Raw genomic sequence first — 21543 nt, 5'->3', positions numbered from 1 at the left:
TATATCTTATTTCAGAGTTTACAGGTGATAGTGATAAAGTACGGTACACTGGGAGTGTAAGTCCATCAGTAGACGGTATTCACAGGCATAAGCTCGCGGGCTACGTATAATTTGTTGGGAATAATAGCGGAAATTAAAATGAGCAAACTTACCTTGGCGCTTGTCGCTCACGACCATAAAAAACCAGAACTACTTGCATGGGTTAAGCAGCATATTGCCATACTTGAACAGTGCAACTTAGTGGGAACAGGCACCACCGGAGGCCTGATTGCCAGCGAAACGGGTCTAGAGGTTACACGCTATAAAAGCGGCCCGCTTGGCGGCGACCAACAAATTGGGGCATTAATTGCTGAGAATAAACTAGATGCACTTTTCTTTTTTTGGGATCCACTAAACCCAGCGCCCCACGACCCCGACGTAAAAGCGCTGCTGCGGCTGTGTTCAGTATGGAATGTACCAGTAGCCTGCACGCCAGCCACAGCAGATTTGGTAATAACATCGCCATTATTTTTATCGCCTGATTACAAGCCGGTAAAGCCAAATTTTTAAAATGCCATTGCAGGTAAATAGAGTTCTACTGAACGCGTATTAAAGTTTAGTTGAATATAAAAAAGGCTGGCCTAGGCCAGCACTTTTTAGGGTGGGTAACGGTTCAACAGTAAGTGCTTATTTAAACATATCCCGTAACTCACGTTCATTTTCTCGTTGCGCCTTTAATGTAGCTTGCTGTTGTTGCGTTAGCACTTGAAACATGGCTTGGCGCTGTTTGGCTTTCTCAACCTCAGCACTTACAAGGTCGTCTTTGTATTGGGCGATAAGCGCGTCCCAAGCGTTTTGAGAGAAAGACTGGCTGCGAATCAAATCGCGCTGGGCGTCTTTAAAATTGCGTAGCGTCTCTCCATTCGTTTTCGATGTATCTTTGAATGACTCGCGAAGTTCTGCAAAGCTCGCTATTTGTTCGTCGCTTAATTCAATGCCTTCAAACAAAAATTCCCTAGGCTTGCGTTTAGGACCTTTACCCTCACCATCCATTCGTTTGGTAAAGCGAGCATCTTGTTTTACGAAAGCGTCACGATGTTTTTGTATATCTAATTCTCTTTTAGCGTCTCGAGCTAAGAGAGTTGCCTGTTGCTCTTCATTCAGCACGTTGTAGATGTCGTGACGCAGTTGAGCAAAAGCGAAATGGGTAGCTTCACGCTCTTCAAACTGAGCTTGAATAAAAGCGCTGAGCTGGGCTTCAGTGGCGGTATCAAAATCAAAGCTAGGCTTTTCAATATCGCCAAATTTAGGTCGAGGGTTAGCGTCTTTAAATGCGCTTACAAGTGTTTTTATCTCTTCGCGTTGCGTGTCGCTTAAGCTAAGGTCGCGAAGATGTTTAACCATTTCTTTAACCGGTTCGTGGTGACGCATACCAGGCCCTAACGGCTGCGCCAATGCAAGGCCACCTAAGCCAATCGCTGCTACCGTTACACTAGCAATTAATAACTTTTTCATTGTCGTCTCCTTTTTTCGGACAAGCTAATCGTAGCGTGCTCGACTAAAAAAGCAGTCAATGCAGTGTAAAGCTTATGTAAAGGCACCGCCGATTTGTGATTGTAAAGGTCTGAAAAGATATAGTACGCGATTTGTCAGTGCTGTTGTCGGCTTGAGGCGAGGCACACCATAAGCGTAGGTTGAATTCTATCCAATTTACAGGCATTTTCATGAATCTAGCAGTTAAAGAGTTTAATACCATGAGTTCAGATTTTCACTTGCAGTCTATCCTTGTTATTGATGATGACCTAGAACTAACAGAAATGCTCGCTACTTACTTATCGGGTATGGGTTATCAGGTACAAGTGCGTAACAATGGCGAAGAGGGGTTATCTGAAGCGGTGTCTGGGCGTCATTATGACCTGATATTGCTTGATGTGATGATGCCTAAAATGGATGGATTTGACGTTTTGAAAAAACTTCGTTCAAGCCACAGTACGCCGGTGCTTATGCTTACCGCGAGAGGCGACGACTACGACCGAATTTTAGGTCTTGAGATGGGCGCCGATGATTATTTGCCTAAACCTTTTAATCATCGCGAGCTAGTAGCTCGAATTAAAGCGATCGTTCGTCGTCATAATTTGTCATCAAGCGGCGGGGCCGTTGAGCAAGACTTGTTTGTAAATGGAATTTTACTAAGCCCCAGTAGTCAGCTTGCCAAAGTAGATGATGTAGAACTTACCCTTACCACCACTGAATTTTTAATACTGCGCTTGCTGATGCTTAATGCAGCACAGCGTGTCACAAAAGAAGAAATCAGCCTAAAAATACTTGGCAAACCGCTTCAAGCCTTTGACAGAAGTATTGATATGCACGTGAGTAACCTGCGCAAAAAAATAGGGGCCGTGGCGGTTGATGAAAAAATTAAAACCATTCGCGGTGTCGGGTATATGTTAATTGTTGGAAGCCATTAATGGTAAAACTGCTACGCAGCGTAAGCCCAACGCGGGCCATCATGGGCCGATTGTTTTTATGGTTTTGGGCTACGTTTATTGTCACCGCCTTGCTGGCTATTTGGGGCAGCCGCCTTTTCTTTGAAGATCTTGAAATTGTACCGATAAAACCACGTGAAGTGGCTGCTCTCAATCAAGTGGTGGAGCGCATACAAGATAACCGTTACCAAGGTGCACCATTACGCGGAGCGCTTGACCGCCATTCTCGGGGAGGGAGAGGGCGAATGGTGGCTATCGATATTAGTGATAACCGCGTTATTTCTGGTGGTGGCCCACCGCTTCGTAACGAGGACAAAGAAGATTTACTTCGATTAGTCACACAAACGTCACCCATAGCGGTGAAGCGGGGAGCATTTAAAATTTTGGGGCCGGTTTTCTTCGAGCGAGACGGCTCCCGATTTGCGCTTTTTTCAGTGAGACTGGAAATGCCTGAAAAGCAAACTCCACCGATTTTACTGTTCCTAACCATCGCCTTGATTACCACCATATTATTGAGCTGGTTGTTTGCGAAATCACTGACTAACCCCATACTGCGTATACAAAGCTCAGCGAAACGCATAGCGAGCGGTGACTGGCAGGCTCGAGTAGGCCGAGCGGCTAAGCGTCAGGACGAGCTAGGGCAGCTTTCGCGGGACTTTAACAAGATGGCAGAACAGCTAGAGTCCATGTGGGGCGCCCAAAAACGCCTATTGGCCGATGTCTCTCATGAACTACGCTCACCGCTTGCCCGCTTACAAATGGCATTAGGACTTGCGCATCAGCAAAACGTAGATCCTGAAACCTTAGCGCGTGTAGAGCGAGAAGCCGATCGGATGGAAGCGTTAGTGAGTCAACTTCTCACCTTGAGTAAAGCTGAAGCTGGTGAAGCATCTATGCAAAAGCAAATGCTGTCGCTTGTACTAAACGATGTGTTTACCGACGCGAATTTTGAGGCGGCAAATAAAAACAAGCAGCTTCAAATTGATGACATACCTCAAAAGACAGTGGTTATCGATAGTATGATGTTTTGTCGTGCAATAGAAAATGTATTGCGCAACGCAATTCGTCATAGCGCGCTTGTTACCCGTATCTCGTTTAGCGAGGATTCAGAGCACTGGTGTATTCATATTGCTGATGATGGTGAAGGGCTCTCCCATGAAGAGTGTGAACGCATCTTTTCTCCCTTTTATCGAGCAACGCTTGCCAGAGAGCGGGAGTCCGGGGGCGTGGGCTTAGGTTTATCCATTGCAAAAGCAGCCGTGGAGTTGCATCATGGAAGGATTATTGCTGAACCGGCTGAGCGCGGTGGGCTTAAAGTAACCTTGTCTTTTCCTAAGTCGTAAGCACAACGTAGGAAGATCGCTTTAGGCCTAATAGAGCGCGTATTGACAGTAAAAGGGTATTTATGAACTGGGCGTTCACGTCTGAAAATAACTTAGCTAGCACTTTTGCTACAGATATTAATCCTTTTTGGCAGCACAGCGTGACGCAGGGCCATTTCGTAGGAAAAGACAATATCACAGTGCGCTATTCGCATTGTATTCCTAAGTCGCCTCGCGCAACGATTGTGATTTGTTCAGGGCGTATTGAGTCTTACTTAAAATACAAAGAGTTTATTTACGATCTCTATCAAAATGGCTTTGCCGTTTTTATTCTTGATCACCGAGGTCAAGGCCTATCTGACCGAATGACAAGCGACCCGCAGCATGGCTATGTAGCCCACTTCGATGATTACGTAGATGACTTTGTCACATTTGTAGAAACCATTGTTAAGCCTAAGCAACAAGGGCCTTTATTGTTAGTGTGCCACTCGATGGGTGGAGCAATAGGCGCATTGACTTTACTGCGCATGCCAAAGCTTTTCTCTAAAGCCGTATTTGCATCACCGATGTTTGGCATTAAGCCATCGCTGCCTAACTGGCTAGCAAACGGGCTAATACGCACTGGCCTTGCGGTTAATAGAATGAAAAAAGCCGATTCAGGCTACTTCTTCGGGCAGACACCGTATATCGCCTTTCCATTTGCACTGAATAAACTGACGCATAGTAAAACCCGCTACGCACTATTCCGCGAATTGTATGACGAAGAGCAGGATATACAGCTAGGCGGCGTGACCACTGAATGGTTAGCGGCAGCCCACCAGGCAATGAATAAAATTGAAAACAGCGCTGGGGCCATTACCACCCCCACACTGGTATTAAGTGCCGATGACGATGCTATTATCGATAATAAGCGCCAGCGTCTTGTAGCGCAGCGTATGCCTAACGCAACGTTAGAAATTGTACCTCGTGCTTATCATGAGCTCTTCACCGAGTCTGACGATATTCGTGAACGCTCGCTCACCCGCATTCTCGATTTTCTTACAGAAAGCTAAGGTTACTCGTTAACTATGCTGCATGGTTAAGACCATTAACATGCAATTAAAGAGAAGGGTAGGGTGATGCAAAGGGCGGTTTCGTTATAAAATGAACGGGTTTTTAATCTTGAAGGTAATTTAAACAAGCATGCTAGATATCGTACTTTATCAGCCAGAAATCCCGCCAAATACTGGAAATATTATTCGCTTATGTGCGAATAGCGGCTTTATGCTGCACCTTATTGAGCCTTTGGGCTTTGATTGGGACGACAAGCGGGTACGTCGTGCAGGCTTAGATTACCATGAGTTTGCTCATGTAAAACGCCATGCTAGTTTAGATGCTTACCTTGAAGATGCAAAACCGAACCGCGTTTTTGCCTGCACCACCAAAGGCAAAGCGTTTCATAGCGACGTATCCTATCAAAAAGGCGATGCACTTATATTTGGTCCTGAGACCCGTGGTTTACCGGATGATTATATTCAATCGCTACCGCCAGAGCAGCGCGTTCGCATTCCCATGTTACCAGACAGCCGCAGTATGAACTTATCCAATGCCGTATCTGTCTTTGTATATGAAAGCTGGCGCCAGTTTGGCTACGAAGGTGCCCGGTAGCAGAAGGCGGGTAAAAGCTTTCTGAAGATATTCATTTTAAAAACGCCCTGTTATAAGGGCTTTTTTATGCCCAATGTAAAGACAGCGTAAAGCGCGTCAGAGTCAGTTTTCGTTCAGCTTCACTCATTAGTATAGCCTGTGAATATACACAAATGAGTTAGGAGTAGCATTATGAAACGTATAACACTCAGTATTATTACCGGCGTTTGTTTAATGGTGGCTGGGCAAGCTAGCGCGCACTCAGGGCATCACTCTCACGGTAAAAGAGGGGCAAATGAAACGGTAACCGTTATTACACAGCCTGCTCGCACTTTGGTTGATGTAGCCATTAGCGTACCAGAGATTGGGCTGTACGTTAATGTTTTGCCGGGGGCGCATAGAGTTGAGGTTATTAATAATCATCGTTACTACGTTGCGAATAACCATTACTACCGCAAGCAAGGAAATCGCTATGTGGTCGTTGATTCACCCTACAAGAAGGCGAAGAAAGTGAAAAGCTCTAAGCGCTATAAACATAACCACGATGGCTATCGAGACAACGCAAAAGTGATAGTGATAAGAGAAGGTCGCTAATTAGTCGCTGAAATAACTAAATAAAAATGAAGCGTAATGTGATTACGCTTCGTTTTTTAAATCTCGACCAAGCAGGGCTAAGGCTGCTTCTTTAGGGGATTTTCCGTGATAAAGCACCGCGTATATCTGCTCACAGATAGGCATTTCCACCCCCACTTTTTTCGATAATACGTGTACTTCTTCAGTATTGCGGTAACCTTCAACGACCTGACCAATTTCTTCAATGGCCACATCCACGCTTTTACCTTGGCCTAGTGCCAAACCAAAGCGACGATTGCGCGACTGATTGTCAGTACAGGTTAATACCAAATCGCCAAGACCCGCCATACCCATAAAGGTTTCTGGATTTGCACCTAGCTTTACGCCCAAACGGGTGAGTTCTGCTAAGCCACGGGTGATTAACGCTGTACGTGCATTAGCACCAAAGCCTAATCCATCTGCTAAACCAGCGCCAATAGCGATAACGTTTTTCACCGCACCGCCCAGCTGTACACCCGTGAAGTCTGAGTTCTTGTATACGCGAAATGACTTCGCACAGTGCAGTTTTGCTGCAAACTCATCACTTAAGGTATCGTCGGTAGAAGACAGTGAAATAGCGGTAGGCAAGCCTGCTACCATTTCTTTAGCGAAAGTGGGGCCTGAAAGCACCGCTAGCGGATAGTCGGTTCCCAGAATTTCTTCTGCTACATCACGAAGTAAACGACCGGTTTTAGGCTCTAGCCCTTTGGTTGCCCAAATAATACGCTGATGCGGTTTAAGCAAGGGCTTCAAGCTTTGAAGCATAGCCGCAAATGCATGGCTAGGTACTACCACTAAGATGTCTTGGCTGGCAGCGACCACTTCTTCTAGATTGGCATTAACAACCAACGCATCAGGAAATGTTGCGCCTGGAAGATAGCGAGCGTTTTCTCGGTTGGTGTTCATCTCGGCAACGTGCTTTTCATCGCGACCCCAAAGTAATGTCGGGTTACCATTTCTGGCAAGGCAAAAAGCAAGGGCGGTGCCATAAGACCCCGCCCCCAATACTGAAACTGACTCTGAAACCGGATTCGACTTCATGTCCACGTCCTTCATGGTCAACTAATTAGGCGTCCATTTTAGGCGCTTCGCCCTGCGCTTGCTGTGCACGTTTTTGCACGTAAGCGGCAAAGATAGCGTCGAAGTTTACAGGTGCGAGGTTAAGTGGAGGGAAAGTACCACGGTTAACCAAGTTAGAAATTGTCTCACGCGCATATGGGAAAAGCATGTTCGGGCAGAACGAACCTAGCGTGTGCGCTTTGTTTTGGTCTGGCATTTCGCCAATAGCAAAAATACCTGCTTGCTGTACTTCACATAGGAAGGCCGTCTCTTCGCCTAGTGTTGCCGTTACGGTCACTGAAAGCACAACTTCAAATACATTTTCTTCTAGCTTGTTCGTGCTAGTGTCGATGTCTAGTTTAATTTCTGGCTTCCACTCTTTAGTGAAAATAGCTGGCGCGTTTGGAGACTCAAAAGAGATGTCTTTTGTGTAGATACGCTGAATATTGAACTGAGCACCCTGCTGCGCTTGTGCGCCTGCTGCTTCGCCGTTGTTTGTCTGATTTTCGTCAGCCATGGTATTTCCTATTTAATTGTCGTTTTAATTTAATGTAGTGCGTTGCTGTATGCGCTGACGCTTTACGCTAAACCCAGCATAGGGTTTAGTTTGCTTTGTGCTTCTAAAGCCATCATATCGTCACAGCCACCAACGTGCTGATCGTCAATGAAAATCTGTGGAACAGTCCAGCCGCCGTTTGCTCGCTCAATCATTTCGTCGCGTAGCTCAGGCTTAACATCTATCGGGTATTCAATAAATTCTACACCCTTTTGCGTCAACAGCGCTTTTGCGCGATGGCAGTATGGGCAGTGGCCCTTGGTGTAAAGTTCTACTTTGCTCATAAAGGTTACCTGTTATTTAGAAACGGGAAGGCTGGCGCTTTGCCATGCGTTCATTCCGCCTTTTAATACATTCACATTCGCGAAGCCGTCTTTTTGCATCGCATTTGCTGTACCACGAGCCTGATTACCCATAGCGCATACTACGATAATGGGTTTGTCTTTACTGTTTTCAAGTTTCTTGAAGTTTTTCTCGCGCACTTCTTCAGGTTTAATCTGCCTTGCACCCAAAATATGACCTGCATTAAATTCTTTCGCAGGACGTGTATCAAGTACTATTGCGTCATGTTTATTAATTAAAAGTGTTGCTTCGTGAGTGCTTAGCTCTTTTACCGAAGATGTCCATGCACTGATATAACTAAATATCAACATGGCAATCAGCGCAACCCAAATACCAGCAAGAATAAAGTTGTTGCTAGCAAATTCAATTAGTTGATCCATTACCTCTAACCCTGTCTACAGACCATGAAAAGAGTGCAAAGTATATAGAAAAATGGGCGAGAAACCAGCCTACCTTTCACTAAGATGGATGTGAGGTGCGGCATGCTTCATAGAAATACTTTAGATGGTTGATATTACGGATAAATTGCACTGGGCATATGCGTGACCGTCAGATACACTGGAAAATGTTATTAATAGCAATAACGAAATTGACGCATTATCGAAAAAGGCGAGGTTTTAAGCACACGTTATGTCATTACGGTCATTACTTTCAATCATAGGGTGTATTATTGCACTCGCTACTCTGCCGATTGGAAGTGGTGCTATTGCGCAAGAAGCCGGGGCCAGTGCGCAAAAAGAGAAGTTAGCAGAACTACAGGCAGAGCTTCGCGCGCGCCAACAGGTATTAAAAAATAATAAAGCCAGTGCGCAAGAGCTAAAAAGTGTACTTAAAGCCTCTGAACTTGAGATAGCGAAAGTCGCCAAGGCATTAGCCATTACTCGTCAGTCGCTTGCCAATGTAGAGCAAGAACAAGCAAAGCTTGGTGCTGAGCAAGAAACCCTTAAAGCGGCTATTCGCAAACAGCAGTCTTTATTATCTAGTCAATTAAAAAGTGCTTTTATGGCGGGGCATTACGACTACGCAAAAATGTTGTTTTATCAAGATGACGCCCGCACATTTGAACGCGTAATTACCTATTACCAATATGTTGCTAAAGCTCGTCAAAAAGAGATTGAAAGTTTTAGAAGCAATGTAGCAAGGCTTGAGGAAGTTAACGCTGAACTCGATGAAAAAGCGCAATCGCTTGCCGCTCTTAAAGAAGAGCAAGAAGGTCAGCGCGCGGTGCTCATAACGCGCCAAGCCGACCGTAAAAAAACACTCACAAAAATCAATAAAACTATAGCGTCGGAAAACCAAAGAATTGCTTCATTGCAGGCCGATGAAAAAGCCCTTAGAGATGCTATAGAGGCCGCGCGTATAGCCGCTGAACGAGCTGCAAGGAATGCGGAAGTATCTATGGACGGACTAGCGAAGCTCAAAGGAAAGTTAACGCCGCCAGTGAAAGGGAGAGTTCGAAAGCTATTTGGTAGCCGCCGCCAAGGGCAAGTATCTTGGAAAGGTATTATCATTGATGGTGCAGAAGGCGACCCTGTCAATAGCATCGCCCCTGGTAAAGTCCTCTACGCCGATTGGCTTCGTGGTTTCGGGTTGGTTGCTATTATTGACCATGGTAAAGGCTACATGAGCGTGTATGGGCACAATCAAGCTTTGCTTAAACAGGCTGGTGACGATGTTAGACGGGGCGAGCGAATAGCCCTTGTTGGGCGAAGTGGCGGTCAGGAATATCCTAACCTTTACTTTGAAATTCGCCACAAAGGTAAAGCCCTTAATCCAAGCTCGTGGCTAGACTGAGCGGTTGCCCAACCAGAGTGCGCGCGTGGGCTGGCGCTATTAAAATAACACTAAAGTCATCAGCAACGTTGAAACTGAACCAGTTGTTGGTATGCTAAGTTTGAGAGTTAAAAATAAAACACAGCTATGTGTATTGTGCGCTAAATAATAATGATGAAAAATGGATGTGATTTAGATGCTTTTGCGTCTGCTAACGCCTTGTATAATCTTTGTTTTATGCGGGCTTGTTAGCCCTTACGTCAAAGCAAAGTCAGACATAATAATAATCTTAGATGACCTGGGCTACAGGCCGTCCGATATCGCTGCTTTCTCTCTTCCTAAAGAAGTTACTTTTTCCATACTCCCACAAACGCCTTTGGCATCTGAAATAGCGCAGCGCGCTGAAAAAGAGGGCAGGGCGGTAATGCTGCATATGCCGATGCAGGCTCAAAATGGTAAAAATATGGGGCCCCTTGGGCTTTCAACTGATATGTACGCCGGTGCTATTACACACAATGTCCGCAGGGCAATGAAGAGCGTACCTAACGCGGTGGGTATCAACAACCATATGGGAAGTGCCTTTACCGGGCAGCGAGAGGCGATGGAAGCGTTACTTAAAGAGGTGAAGCGTCAGGGGCTATTCTTTGTCGACAGCCGAACGACAGTATTATCTAAAGGAAAGGAAATTGCCGAACAACTCGGTGTGCCTAACGCCAGTCGCCAAGTGTTCCTTGATCACCGCTTAGAGCCTGCGTTTTTATTACGCCAATTAAATGAGATGAAGCGTATTGCTAAGCGTGAAGGACGAGTTTTAGTTATAGGTCACCCTCATCCTGCCACCATAGACTTTTTGCAAACGCATTTACCACTACTTGAAAAAGAAGGCTTTAGCCTCGCCTCTGTGGCAGACTATTTTCCCGATGCACCGAAAGTGGCGAAGCAGTTTCCAAATGTGCATGAGCAAACCGCAGGGCTTTCACACCACATAATTGCCAGTAAAAACATTGCTGACAAAAATATTACTCTGAAAAATAATTTGGCTTTCACGAATAAAGTAAGTTCAGAAAACCTAGAGCACACTCGATATAGCACGCGAAAAGTGTCGCCAGAAATCACTGATGTTGCGCCAAAGGAATAGTTAACCCACTTACTTTTCCCCTTCATTAGTCTACTTTCGTCTCAATAAGATCAAAATTTAATGTGGGAACGTTTCGCATTTTTGCTAGTCTGTTATAATATAACGTCTCTGACAGTATTTTTGCGCACATATTCCGGCACGGTGGTATTTAGAGTAATGACTCCAATTGATGAGAATCCAACAAAACTAGACAAACTTGGCATTTGGGTGTCGAGCTTGTGTGCGTTGCATTGTCTCGCTCTACCTGTCTTGATCCCGCTATTACCTCTTGTAGGTTCAAGCTTTTTTGCGCAAGTGTGGTTCGAAAGAACCATTTTAACCTTCTCTTTAATTGTAGGCGCAGTGGCGTTGATTAGCGGTGCTGTCCGTTACCACGGTAAATACTACCCACTTATATTATTGTTCACAGGTGGCGCTATTTACTGGCATAAAGATATTTTTGGGCATCACTACGAACCATTTACCATCGCTCTCGGGGCAGCGCTTATCGTAGCCGGGCACTGGTTTAATATGCGTTTGTGCAGACAGTGTAAATGCTGCAAGAACACTGTATTTTCAGAGCATCTTTCTACCGAATTAAAATAAGCGTTACAACGTATTCAAAAAAACGAGCACTGGGGTTAATTATGACAGTGCCTTAAGGGCTGTATCGGGCACGTTAGTAAAGATACCTGTAACGCCCCATTCTCGTAGCATTAGCATATCCCTTGGTTCATCAACGGTATATACAAATACGTCAAACCCATCGCGTAGGGCCGCGTGTACAAAGCTCTTATCAACAGCATCTAAGGCAATATTAACCGAATAGGCGTTAAGTGCTCGGGCGCTGGCAGTACAGTCTAGTTCGTAACTTGCCGAGAGCGCTCCAATCTTAACCTTTGGCCAGCGCTTTGCGATTGCATGAAGCCAATGATGATTAAATGAGGATAGAAGCAGCTTATCAACGTTGATACCGCTTTCTTGCACAGCCTGCTTTACGTCTTCAACCCAGCTATCGACATCGTTTAAGTGTTTAATTTCGATATTGCACCACTTATTATCAACAACACACTTTAGGGTTTCAGAAAGGGTTGGTATGCGCTCACCTTCGCCTATGTCCATTTCTCGAAGCGCTTGCCACGATGCATCTAACAGGTAACCCGGCTCGCGAGCACGACGTTTAAGGGTCCTGTCGTGGAAAACTACAATGCCGTCATCGTGCTGATAAGTGTCAAACTCAATACCATCTGCTTGTTGCTCAAACGCTAACCTAAAGGCTTTAAGTGTATTTTCAGGTGCTGCTTTGCTGGCACCGCGGTGTGCAAAAATGAGCATAGGTACTAGCCCCTTCCATTATCAATACGCATTATTCATCGTTTGAACTGTGCAACTTATGGGTATTAAGCGTTTCATAAACTGACGCCGAGGTAATGAGTATGCCTCCTACTAGCGCACTCCAGCCAGGCGTTTCATTTAGCAAAATAATAGCGAGAAAAACGCCGTAAAGAGGCTGCATGCAGGCTATTAGAGAAAAAGTTTTTGCTCGTAAATGTCGCAGACTCGCTGCAATTAACGCATGGGGCAGGGCTGTAAATACGGTGCCTAATAGCAACAACATGAGCCATGAATTCGTTGAGGCAGAGGCAATGGCTTCACTTCCTACAGGCAGCATCAACACGCTAATAACTAAGGTTTGCCATGCCATCGCTTGTGCACCAGTATAATGCTTAAAGTGTTTGCGATGAATAAGGTTTCTAAACGAATACAAAATAGCAGAGGCAATGCCTATTAGAACGCCAAGCGTAATATCGTTCTCTAACGATGTTTCAGGCACAATTAGGTATACGCCAATGATCACCGTTAACGTAGATAGGATATCCTGCCAAACCAGCCTTACTCGTTCGAAAAAAGGTTCGATAAGTACGGTAATTACAGGAAAGGTGAAAAGCGCAATCATGCCCACAGATACGCCGGCATACTGCATCGCCGCAAAGTAGGTAACCCAATGAAGCGCCATGAGTAAGCCTAAGCCAAGCGCAACGCCGTAATCTTTTCTGCTATTCAGCTTTATTTTATTTTTGGCCAGCTTTAGAAATGCAAATAGGGCAATGCATGCAAATACCGAGCGGACCAGGGTAATATCACTGGCACTAAGTGGTACAAGCCTAGAAAAAAGGGCCGTACCACCTAATAAAACAACCGTGAGGTGAAGCGAAATTAGGCTTTTTTTAACAGCATCCATAAATTAGCTGTCAGCGCCCTCTGAAGGTGTATCTTTCTTGGTTTCGCCAGCATTGTCATCAAACTCGTTGCTAGCTTGAACAGGAGTTTCGGTAGTTTGCTCTGGTGTAATAGCTTTTTGTGAAGACATTTTTGAAGCCATCGGCTCACCTAAGCGTGTCACCATGCCAGGGGCAATATCTTCGAAATCTATCATGTCTTTTTCGAAACAAACTACAATGGTTGAGCCTAGCTTAAAGCGTCCAAGTTCAGCCCCTTTTTCTAACTTAACCGCCGCTTCGCTATCAGTTTCATACGACCAGTGCTGGACCGTCTTACCTGTAGGTGGAGTCACCGTGCCAGCCCAAACCGTTTCGATACTCGCCACAATAGTAGCACCTACTAATACCATTGCCATTTTGCCCACCGGGGTGTCGAACAGCGCTACAACACGTTCGTTACGTGCGAAAAGGCCCGGAATATTTTGTGCAGTAAGCGGGTTGACCGAAAACAGTTCGCCCGGCACGTACAGCATGTCAGTTAGCGTACCTTCAATAGGCATATGGATTCTGTGATAGTCACGTGGCGCCAAGTAGACTGTTGCGAACTTGCCGTTTTTAAACGGTGCGGCAACATCAGGTTTTCCGCCTAGTAACGTGGTAAGGCTGAAGTCATGGCCTTTCGCTTGGAAAATGCTGTCGCTGCGGATATCGCCAAACTGGCTCACTGTGCCGTCAACAGCATGGATTAGCACATCGTCACTTTCATCGATAGTGCGCGCTTCTGGCTTAAGCGGACGAGTGAAGAATTTATTGAAGCTTCGGTAATGCTCGGGCTTTTCATGAAGAGCCTCGGTCATATCAACATTGTATTGCTTAATAAATAGCTTGATGAAAAAGGTTGTCACGCTACCCATCTCTGCTTCAGCGAGTTTACCCACAAGGCGAGAAAGCAAATGCTTAGGGGTAACGTATTGTAAATTAACTTTAAGCCAATCTAACACAAAATATCTCCGTTTCTTTTATGCAAACAATAACGCATTGCATAGATAGCGCTATTGTATAGTAAGTCGTAGTATTTAGAGCAACTTTAGGGTTATGAGTGCTTACACAAAAGCATAAGCACGGGTTTACTCTCGGTGAGTGTTATCGCGTTTTGTTTAAAACCGCTTATGCACCTGGGGGCTGACTATGGCTAGGACGCTGCTCTTCCATCGTGGTTAATATTCGGTGGTAGCTGTCAAAGCGTTCTGCACTGATTTTCCCTTCTTCAACCGCTTCTCTTAACAAGCAGCCCGGATCGTTTAAGTGCTTGCAGTCGCGAAATTTGCAGCCGCCTAAATAGTCTCTAAACTCAATAAAACCCCATGTGATACGCTCAACGGGAATATGCCACAGGCCAAACTCACGTACTCCTGGAGAATCAATTAAATCACCCCCAGCCGGTAAATGAAGCAGTTTAGCAGCGGTGGTGGTGTGTTGACCCAGCCCTGAGTTATCTGAGATATCACCGGTTAATTCATCGGCATCTGGCAGAACCTGGTTAATAAGGCTCGATTTACCAACGCCCGACTGCCCCACGAAAACGCTGATATTATCATTAAGGTATTCGTTAAGTGTATTAATACCCTCGCCAGTTTTACAGCTGGTAAACAGCACTTCGTAGCCTAGTTTTTCATAGGTTTTAAGCTGCTCTGTGACGGTTGCGCGTTCTTCATCGCTAAGCAGCTCTACTTTATTAAGTACAATAAGTGGCGTAATGCCAATATCTTCACAGGCCACCAAATAGCGGTCGATTATATTCAGTGAAAGAGAAGGTAAAATAGAGCTAACCACAATAATACGGTCGATATTCGCGGCAATGGGTTTGATACCGTCGTAATAATCGGGGCGAGTGAGCACGGAGTGCCTGTCTTTTACTATTTCGATAACACCTCTTACCCCCGACTCAGCATCATCCCCTTTGCTGAAAAAGACTTTGTCTCCGCACACTACAGAGTCGACTGTACGGCGAATATGGCAGCGGGAAACTTCGCCATTGGTATCTTCAACATCGGCATGTTTGCCGAAGCGGCCAATTACAGTACCGCTCTCTAACGCGCTTTCGTCCAGACTCGAAGCATCTTTAGCGCCGTGCTTTTCACGCAAGCGTTTGCTTCTGTTTGCTGCAACTTGTCGTTTCTGTCGTTGTGTAAGTTTTGGTTTTTTCGCCACGATTCTTTTCTAGTTTCACGTATACTATGTCAATAATACCGTTTGTAGGGCATGGTTGCCATGTCTGTAGCGCAAAGAGGAAAGTAATGAGTAAACACGACAGTAACCTTGTTTGGATAGACATGGAAATGACAGGGTTAGATCCTGAAACCTGCGTAGTTATGGAAATTGCCACCATAGTTACCGATGCACAGCTTAATATTTTGGCTGAAGGCCCCGTAATAGCGGTACATCAAAGTGATGACGTGTTAAACAACATGGACGAGTGGTGCACACGCGTTCACGGAGAAAGTGGGCTTACTGCGCGTTGCCGAGAGAGTAAAATAAGCGTAGAAGAAGCATCCGCACAGACTATTGCCTTTTTAGAGCAGTGGGTAGATGCAGGTAAATCACCACTGTGTGGAAACACCATTGGGCAAGACAGACGATTCATGGTTAAGTACATGCCCGAGCTTGAAGCTTACTTCCACTATAGAAATATTGATGTAAGTACAATAAAAGAGCTAACGCGCCGCTGGAAGCCTGAAGTTTTAGATGGTTTCGAAAAGAAAGGCGTACACTTAGCCTTAGATGATATTCGCGAGTCTATTGAAGAAATGCGCTATTATCGAGAGAAAGTGTTTACGATTTAAGCATTCGAGCATTGAGGTGCAAAAAAAGTAGAATTAAAGGTTGCGTTACCCCAAAATTTTTGTAAAATGCGCACCACTTCAAACGAAGTACCTCTTTTGTTGCGGGAATAGCTCAGTTGGTAGAGCACGACCTTGCCAAGGTCGGGGTCGCGAGTTCGAATCTCGTTTCCCGCTCCAAATTTTAATCTAGGTCTCTAGATTGCCTATAAGATGCACAGCATCGACTCTATGCGGGAATAGCTCAGTTGGTAGAGCACGACCTTGCCAAGGTCGGGGTCGCGAGTTCGAATCTCGTTTCCCGCTCCAAATTTTTTCTTCAGTATTCATATTTCATAATCGCATTTACTTTGTAAGTGAAAGCTATCTGAACTTTCTTCTTTGTTAATGCTCAACTACTAGGTGCTTTTATGGATGGATGCATTAATGGTAGACTCAAGGATTGATAGATATGAGCTTGAGAGGAGCAGTCTTACTCAAATAAGCCTGCCAAGCGCTTCTGATCTTCGTGCGCTTTTACTTTCACTTGGTATCAATGGGAGCTTGTTACTCGCGTTGGCATTCACCACAGAAAACGAGTCTATAAATCAGCAACACTTTCCACCTGTATTGCTAAAAGCAGTATTAGTAATGCCAACGAGTGCCCCTCAAAAGACCGACATTGATTCAGAACCAGTGAATGAGAAAGGTAGCGACCTAGAACATAGCGCTGCCATTGAAAAAACTAAAAAGGGTGAGAAAGTATCGAGCGCTAACAAAGTGGTTGGCAAAACTAAAGAACCACAGAAACTTTTGGTAAAAGAACCTTCACCACAATTTAAAGCAAGAACAAAAGAAACCAAGCTTAAAATTCGGGATGCCACACAAGATTATATCAATCGTTTGAACGCACAACGATTGCATGACATCGCTAATCAATCACCTTCAAACAAAACTCATTCGAATGTGAAAAGAAACCCTAAGCTTTCTAACTCCTCCAATACTGAAAACGAAGACTTTCTAAAAAGCATCGAAATAGTCCTTGATTGCAGTTCAATAAAAGGGAAGTTATTTAGCACCCTCAGTAAAAACAAGGGGGTTACTCTTAACGATCGTGACTTTCCCACGCTAGCGGGTGACGCAACTAAATCAGTTCAGGGTACCGTGAAGTGTCGAGACCACGGCAGTATTCAATTGCATATTGATAAGTATCTAAACAAGCTGCAATAGCTGTAATCTGCAAAATTATACCAAAGTATAAGTTTCTCGTTATGCCATTTTCCAGCACCGATTCTGTCTGCGTTCACGCACTATAATGAATCCTTATTCATCATTTTTTGCATCGTATTGGTGCGTAGCCGCCTAGATTTTAATCCGCATCTCGATAAACCTAGGACTTGTTGTGCCTTTTGCACGAAAATTGTGCAACTGGTAGCACTTTAATAAGTCTGTTTGAATATTAAATGGATTTTAGTGGGTAAATATGCATAATGCGCCGTTTTTTAGCGGTAGTTTCGCTAATTAGTCGCCTTTTGATAGGCACATAGTTTGCAGATCTACATGGTTTGCTAAACATAGTGTGTTAATTAAATAGGCTATGTAAAACGCATATCTCAGACATATAAAAAATAACCATCGCTTTTAGACTCCTCGAAAGTGCCGTAAAGAGCACTTTGGAACGAAAAAGTAATACTTGGAGAAACACACATGGCTTTTGGTTCATCAAAGCAAAACAATATTTCTGCACTAGCAATTGCAGTAGCATCTGCACTTACCGTTAGTGCATCTGCGGTTCAGGCTCAGGAAGAAGCCGCTGTTGAAGAGAAGGATGTCGAAAAAGTAGTTGTAACCGGTTCTCGCGTTGCTCAAGACTCCTCCCTGGAAGCAGCGAGTCCTGTTCTTGCCATTAATGCTGGTGATATCAAAACATCTGGTCAAATAGATTTAGGTGCCATGTTGCGTGAATCGCCTCAACTACAGGCGTCACTGCCGGGGTCTTTTTCTGCATTTAATGGAACCCCACTAGGAGCAAGCTTACTGGACTTACGTAATCTAGGTAGTGAGCGAACCTTGGTTATGGAGAACGGTCGACGACATGTTTCAGGTATTGAGGGTACGGGCTCTGTTGATGTAAATACCATCTCTACTGCTTTACTTAGAAACGTGGAAGTCCTCACTGGTGGTGCCTCAGCTGTTTACGGCGCTGATGCGGTAACCGGTGTTGTCAACTTTAATATGAGAAACGGAGCCTCGTTCGACGGGCTAGAGCTTCGCACTCAAACAGGTGTGACTGACGATGGTGATGCGAATGAATTCTTTTTATCATTGGCCAACGGCTTTTCTACAGATAAAGGTGATTTAGTATTCGCGGTTGAATACCAAGAAACCAGCCCAGTGTATGCTAGAGATAGAGACTTCGCAGGCTCTGGTCTATATACACAAGTAGCCAATACAGAGGCTACTCAGAGTGCATTTGGTATTGATTCACGCTTCAAGAATACTTGGGTGCCAGATTACAGACTTCCAATTTCAAGTGACAGAGGTGTAATTTCATTAACTGGCAGTGCGTTTGGGGATGTCGCTGGATCTGGCGGCGTGCTAGGTTGCGGCACTATCGGAACGTCCATGTTTCCAACGTGTCAGGTAGTGGGTGAAGACGGCACCTTACGTGCCTACAATCCCGGCGATGTTTATGCTGGACCTTTCGATGCGAGTGGTGGTGATGGTGTACCGGGTAGTCCCGACGCTGAACTTATCCTTCCAGAGTCTAAAAGAGTCTTAGTACAGGCAGTGTCAAATTACGAACTAAATGAATTCGTAAATTTCTTTGTAGATGCCAAATTCGTATTTAGCTCGACTAAAGAAACTAATCAGGTGAATGGTTTCAATGACGATATTCCAATCTCACTAGACAATCCGTATATTCCTGCAGCTCTACTGTCTCAAATTAATGAATTACAAGCAGAAGGTGAATCACCAAGCTTGGTAATGTCCCGCGATGTTCTTGATATAAACGCTAATTCAAACCCAGAAGCGGAACGTAAAACGTATCGTATTGTTACAGGCTTCGATGGTTATATCCCTAACACCGCTCTAGAGTACGAGGTTTTCTATAACTACGGTCGAACTGATGCCGACATTACTTCGAACTTGCGCATAGAAGACAGATACTTCGCCGCTATTGACGCTGTAACAGATCCAGCAACTGGCAATGTTGTTTGTCGCTCTGACCTAGACAGTTCTGCGCTTCCTCCTACGTCGCCGTTTCCATCTGCGAATGCGAATTTTGGATTCTTAACTTTCCAGCCTGGTGATGGTTCTTGTGTACCAGTGAATTTGTTTGGAAAGGATTCAATCAGCGCTGAAGCGGCTAACTTTATATTCCAACCTGGCACTGAGCAGAACGATATAACGCAAGAGAATTTCTTAGCAGTAGTATCGGGAGACTCTTCTGATTTATTCGAGCTTCCGGCAGGCCCTGTTATGTTTGCTCTTGGTTACGAATGGAGAAAAGAGTCAAGTACCTATACGCCAGATCCATACTCCGCAGCAGGCTTAACCTTTGGAACATTAGACTCTCGCAACGGCCCAACCAATCCTTCTGACGGTGAGTACGATGTTTCAGAATACTTTGTAGAAGCAACTATACCTTTACTAGAAGGTGTCGATTTCGCTGAGCGATTAGAGCTGCGCACTGCATACAGAAGCTCAGACTACGACCCATATGGTACGCATGACGCTTGGACGATAGGAACAGTATGGTCACCTATTGATACATTTAGTATTCGAACGACCTTCTCTGAAGCGGTGCGGGTTCCCAACATTAATGAAGCCTTCGCACCTACATTTGCGGCTTCACTTGGTGCAGGAGATGACCCTTGTAACCAAAACTTAATTAGTGCGGGCTCTGAGTTCAGGGAGGCGAACTGTATTGCACTGATTGGCGACGCGGTAGCTGATGGCACTTATGATTCTACTAACTTCCTGTCAGCGTTTGTTTCTGGTTCAACGGGCGGTAACCCAGACCTTGATCCTGAAGAAGCAGAAACCATCACGATTGGTACAGTGTGGAGACCAGATACAGAGCTCGACGGTATGCTGGAAGGTTTAGTAGTGACACTAGACTACTATAATATTGAAATTGATGGCCTGATTGATAGCCTTACTGGTTTTGACATTGCATCTAACTGCGTAGACGCGCCAACAATCAACAACCAATTTTGTGACGCAATTGACCGTGATGCTACAAATGGATTTATCACAGATTTTCGTTCAGGGTTTATCAACCTTGCAGCGGTAGAAACATCTGGTATTGATTTCCGCATAGATTATGGCTTTGAGTTGGCTAAATTAGTCGACACAGACGGAAGAATTGAATTCACTATCAACGGAACAAACTTCCTCAAAAATGATGAAGTAAGGGATGTGAGTGCACCTGACGAAGTCACTGATGTTCTTGGAACATTTGGGCGACCAGAGTGGATCGTAAACATGAGTGCAGACTATATAATTGGTGAACTCGTTGTTGGGTGGAGAGGACGCTACGAAGGAAGCCAGCTACTTCCAGGGCTAGAAAACCAGGATATCGAGAGTGATCCTGATTTTATCAGTCAAACTCACACTGGCTCTGCATTGGTGCATGATTTTTCTGTTTCATACACTTTTGAAGATAGCCTAGAAGTATATGGTGGTATCAACAACGCGTTTGAGGAAGATCCTTACCTTGGCACATTGTCGAGACCGGCAGGACCTAGAGGACGCTTCTTCTACCTAGGCGTAAATTACACAATGTAGCGTCTACACAGATATCAAAAGCAGCTTTTTTTAGCTGCTTTTTTTATATCTCTAAATAGGAATTTATTTGCATCACTACTTCGTTGAGATTATGTTAATGTAACTTCCTCTGGTCTAACCAGTGGCGCAGATTTAATAATCACTCGAAAGATAAAAAGCTCCCAACTATCAGCGTGAACAACTATGTCAAAGAATTACGTACTAAATACATATAACAAATTCCTTAAACTGCCCTTTGGCAAAAAGCTGTTTAGCTGGTATTCAGCCCGCAGAGCACCTTATTTCTCAACAGTTTCCCCCCTTATTACAGACATCAAACCTAACTACTGTGAAGTGCTTATTAAAAAGCGTAAAGGGGTAGAAAACCACATTGGTACGGTTCATGTCATTGCGATTTGTAATGGTTTAGAAATGGCCATGGGCTTTATGTGCGAAGCGTCAATCCCTAAAAACCTTAGGTGGATCCCAAAAGGTATGGAAGTAAAGTATCCGGCGAAAGCAGACTCAGATATTCGCTGTGTCGCCGAAGTGCCAGCAGATGCGTGGAAGCCTGGCGATTTACCCATTTCAGTTAAGGCGTATAACGCTGAAGGAACAGTGGTTGTAGATGGTACTATTACGGTTTGGGTAAGCGAAAAACGCTAAACTATGTCGCGTTATTTGAAGGTCGCTTTTGCGGCCTTTTTTTATGTCTGCTTTAAGGAGCAATATTAAGTTTTTACGACAGGCCTATTTCCAATTGACAGTATTCAAAAACACATCTAAGAATAACGTGGTAAGCGATTAAGGCGCTATATCGGAAGTCTATTTCATTCAACTATTAGCTGGCAGCCCTC

At 44.7% G+C, this 21543-nt stretch carries 22 protein-coding genes and 2 tRNA genes; 15 read left to right on the top strand and 9 right to left on the bottom strand.

Annotation, left to right across the window (positions count from 1 at the left end; all coding sequences use genetic code 11):
• Positions 1-138: 138 nt before the first annotated feature.
• Positions 139-549 carry a methylglyoxal synthase gene (locus ACTRWF_RS18555; RefSeq protein ID WP_012517038.1) on the top strand — a complete coding sequence of 137 codons (411 nt, stop codon included), beginning with the start codon at positions 139-141 and terminating at the stop codon, positions 547-549.
• A gap of 117 nt (positions 550-666) precedes the next feature.
• Here the strand turns inward: ACTRWF_RS18555 and ACTRWF_RS18550 are convergent, their stop codons facing one another.
• Positions 667-1494: a Spy/CpxP family protein refolding chaperone gene (locus ACTRWF_RS18550; RefSeq protein WP_020742770.1), complete on the bottom strand. Its 828-nt coding sequence runs from the start codon at positions 1492-1494 to the stop codon at positions 667-669.
• 209 nt (positions 1495-1703) lie between these two features.
• Between ACTRWF_RS18550 and ACTRWF_RS18545 the strand changes: the two genes are divergently transcribed.
• From ACTRWF_RS18545 to ACTRWF_RS18525, 5 genes are all read left to right on the top strand, one after another.
• Positions 1704-2447, top strand: coding sequence for a response regulator transcription factor (locus ACTRWF_RS18545; protein ID WP_012517040.1), 744 nt, complete (start codon positions 1704-1706; stop codon positions 2445-2447).
• Entirely contained in the window at positions 2447-3808 is a 1362-nt protein-coding gene (locus tag ACTRWF_RS18540) for an ATP-binding protein (protein ID WP_012517041.1), read from the top strand. Before ACTRWF_RS18545 ends, ACTRWF_RS18540 begins: the two co-directional genes overlap by 1 nt.
• A gap of 62 nt (positions 3809-3870) precedes the next feature.
• Positions 3871-4839 carry an alpha/beta fold hydrolase gene (locus tag ACTRWF_RS18535; protein WP_020742771.1) on the top strand — a complete coding sequence of 323 codons (969 nt, stop codon included), beginning with the start codon at positions 3871-3873 and terminating at the stop codon, positions 4837-4839.
• 130 nt (positions 4840-4969) lie between these two features.
• Positions 4970-5434: a tRNA (uridine(34)/cytosine(34)/5-carboxymethylaminomethyluridine(34)-2'-O)-methyltransferase TrmL gene (trmL, locus tag ACTRWF_RS18530; protein WP_012517043.1), complete on the top strand. Its 465-nt coding sequence runs from the start codon at positions 4970-4972 to the stop codon at positions 5432-5434.
• A 171-nt stretch (positions 5435-5605) separates the two neighbouring features.
• Entirely contained in the window at positions 5606-6007 is a 402-nt protein-coding gene (locus ACTRWF_RS18525; protein ID WP_020745259.1) for a hypothetical protein, read from the top strand.
• 42 nt (positions 6008-6049) lie between these two features.
• On the opposite strand, the gene gpsA is transcribed toward ACTRWF_RS18525, so the two are convergent.
• From gpsA to ACTRWF_RS18505, 4 genes are all read right to left on the bottom strand, one after another.
• A complete protein-coding gene (gene gpsA, locus ACTRWF_RS18520) occupies positions 6050-7081 on the bottom strand; it encodes an NAD(P)H-dependent glycerol-3-phosphate dehydrogenase (RefSeq protein ID WP_462836013.1) in 1032 nt (343 codons plus the stop codon).
• Positions 7082-7091: 10 nt separating this feature from the next.
• The gene (gene secB / locus ACTRWF_RS18515; RefSeq protein WP_012517046.1) at positions 7092-7601 is read right to left on the bottom strand and encodes a protein-export chaperone SecB; all 510 of its coding nucleotides are present in this window, start codon (positions 7599-7601) and stop codon (positions 7092-7094) included.
• Between the two features lie 62 nt (positions 7602-7663).
• Positions 7664-7924 (bottom strand): glutaredoxin 3, encoded by a 261-nt coding sequence (grxC, locus tag ACTRWF_RS18510; protein WP_014948069.1) that lies wholly within the window; start codon positions 7922-7924, stop codon positions 7664-7666.
• 12 nt (positions 7925-7936) lie between these two features.
• Positions 7937-8362, bottom strand: coding sequence for a rhodanese-like domain-containing protein (locus tag ACTRWF_RS18505; protein ID WP_012517048.1), 426 nt, complete (start codon positions 8360-8362; stop codon positions 7937-7939).
• 250 nt (positions 8363-8612) lie between these two features.
• On the opposite strand from ACTRWF_RS18505, the gene ACTRWF_RS18500 reads away from it, so the two are divergent.
• From ACTRWF_RS18500 to ACTRWF_RS18490, 3 genes are all read left to right on the top strand, one after another.
• A complete protein-coding gene (locus ACTRWF_RS18500; protein WP_012517049.1) occupies positions 8613-9776 on the top strand; it encodes a murein hydrolase activator EnvC family protein in 1164 nt (387 codons plus the stop codon).
• 175 nt (positions 9777-9951) lie between these two features.
• A complete protein-coding gene (locus ACTRWF_RS18495; protein ID WP_462836012.1) occupies positions 9952-10893 on the top strand; it encodes a divergent polysaccharide deacetylase family protein in 942 nt (313 codons plus the stop codon).
• 156 nt (positions 10894-11049) lie between these two features.
• Positions 11050-11478 carry a MerC domain-containing protein gene (locus ACTRWF_RS18490; protein ID WP_012517051.1) on the top strand — a complete coding sequence of 143 codons (429 nt, stop codon included), beginning with the start codon at positions 11050-11052 and terminating at the stop codon, positions 11476-11478.
• A gap of 39 nt (positions 11479-11517) precedes the next feature.
• Here the strand turns inward: ACTRWF_RS18490 and ACTRWF_RS18485 are convergent, their stop codons facing one another.
• The 4 genes from ACTRWF_RS18485 to rsgA all read right to left on the bottom strand — a co-directional run bounded on the left by ACTRWF_RS18485 (position 11518) and on the right by rsgA (position 15305).
• Entirely contained in the window at positions 11518-12207 is a 690-nt protein-coding gene (locus ACTRWF_RS18485; RefSeq protein ID WP_462836011.1) for a glycerophosphodiester phosphodiesterase family protein, read from the bottom strand.
• A 31-nt stretch (positions 12208-12238) separates the two neighbouring features.
• Complete coding sequence (locus tag ACTRWF_RS18480) at positions 12239-13114, bottom strand: DMT family transporter (protein WP_012517053.1); 876 nt, start codon at positions 13112-13114, stop codon at positions 12239-12241.
• A 3-nt stretch (positions 13115-13117) separates the two neighbouring features.
• Positions 13118-14095 (bottom strand): archaetidylserine decarboxylase, encoded by a 978-nt coding sequence (asd, locus tag ACTRWF_RS18475; protein WP_015066110.1) that lies wholly within the window; start codon positions 14093-14095, stop codon positions 13118-13120.
• A gap of 166 nt (positions 14096-14261) precedes the next feature.
• A complete protein-coding gene (rsgA, locus tag ACTRWF_RS18470) occupies positions 14262-15305 on the bottom strand; it encodes a small ribosomal subunit biogenesis GTPase RsgA (protein WP_012517055.1) in 1044 nt (347 codons plus the stop codon).
• A gap of 86 nt (positions 15306-15391) precedes the next feature.
• Between rsgA and orn the strand changes: the two genes are divergently transcribed.
• The 6 genes from orn (at position 15392) to ACTRWF_RS18440 (ending at position 21352) form a co-directional block, all read left to right on the top strand.
• Positions 15392-15937 (top strand): oligoribonuclease, encoded by a 546-nt coding sequence (gene orn / locus ACTRWF_RS18465; protein WP_012517056.1) that lies wholly within the window; start codon positions 15392-15394, stop codon positions 15935-15937.
• A gap of 101 nt (positions 15938-16038) precedes the next feature.
• Positions 16039-16114: transfer RNA gene (locus ACTRWF_RS18460), tRNA-Gly, on the top strand.
• Positions 16115-16167: 53 nt separating this feature from the next.
• Positions 16168-16243 (top strand) — tRNA-Gly (locus ACTRWF_RS18455).
• Between the two features lie 105 nt (positions 16244-16348).
• Positions 16349-17143 carry a hypothetical protein gene (locus tag ACTRWF_RS18450; RefSeq protein WP_012517057.1) on the top strand — a complete coding sequence of 265 codons (795 nt, stop codon included), beginning with the start codon at positions 16349-16351 and terminating at the stop codon, positions 17141-17143.
• Between the two features lie 477 nt (positions 17144-17620).
• A complete protein-coding gene (locus ACTRWF_RS18445; RefSeq protein WP_462836010.1) occupies positions 17621-20707 on the top strand; it encodes a TonB-dependent receptor domain-containing protein in 3087 nt (1028 codons plus the stop codon).
• A 183-nt stretch (positions 20708-20890) separates the two neighbouring features.
• Positions 20891-21352, top strand: coding sequence for a hotdog fold domain-containing protein (locus ACTRWF_RS18440; RefSeq protein ID WP_012517059.1), 462 nt, complete (start codon positions 20891-20893; stop codon positions 21350-21352).
• Positions 21353-21543 lie beyond the last annotated feature (191 nt).

It is taken from the genome of Alteromonas sp. G5_S2_22_S1 (assembly GCF_054968525.1).
Note: the sequence above shows the minus strand (reverse complement) of the source record. Positions and strands in the feature narration are given on the sequence as shown.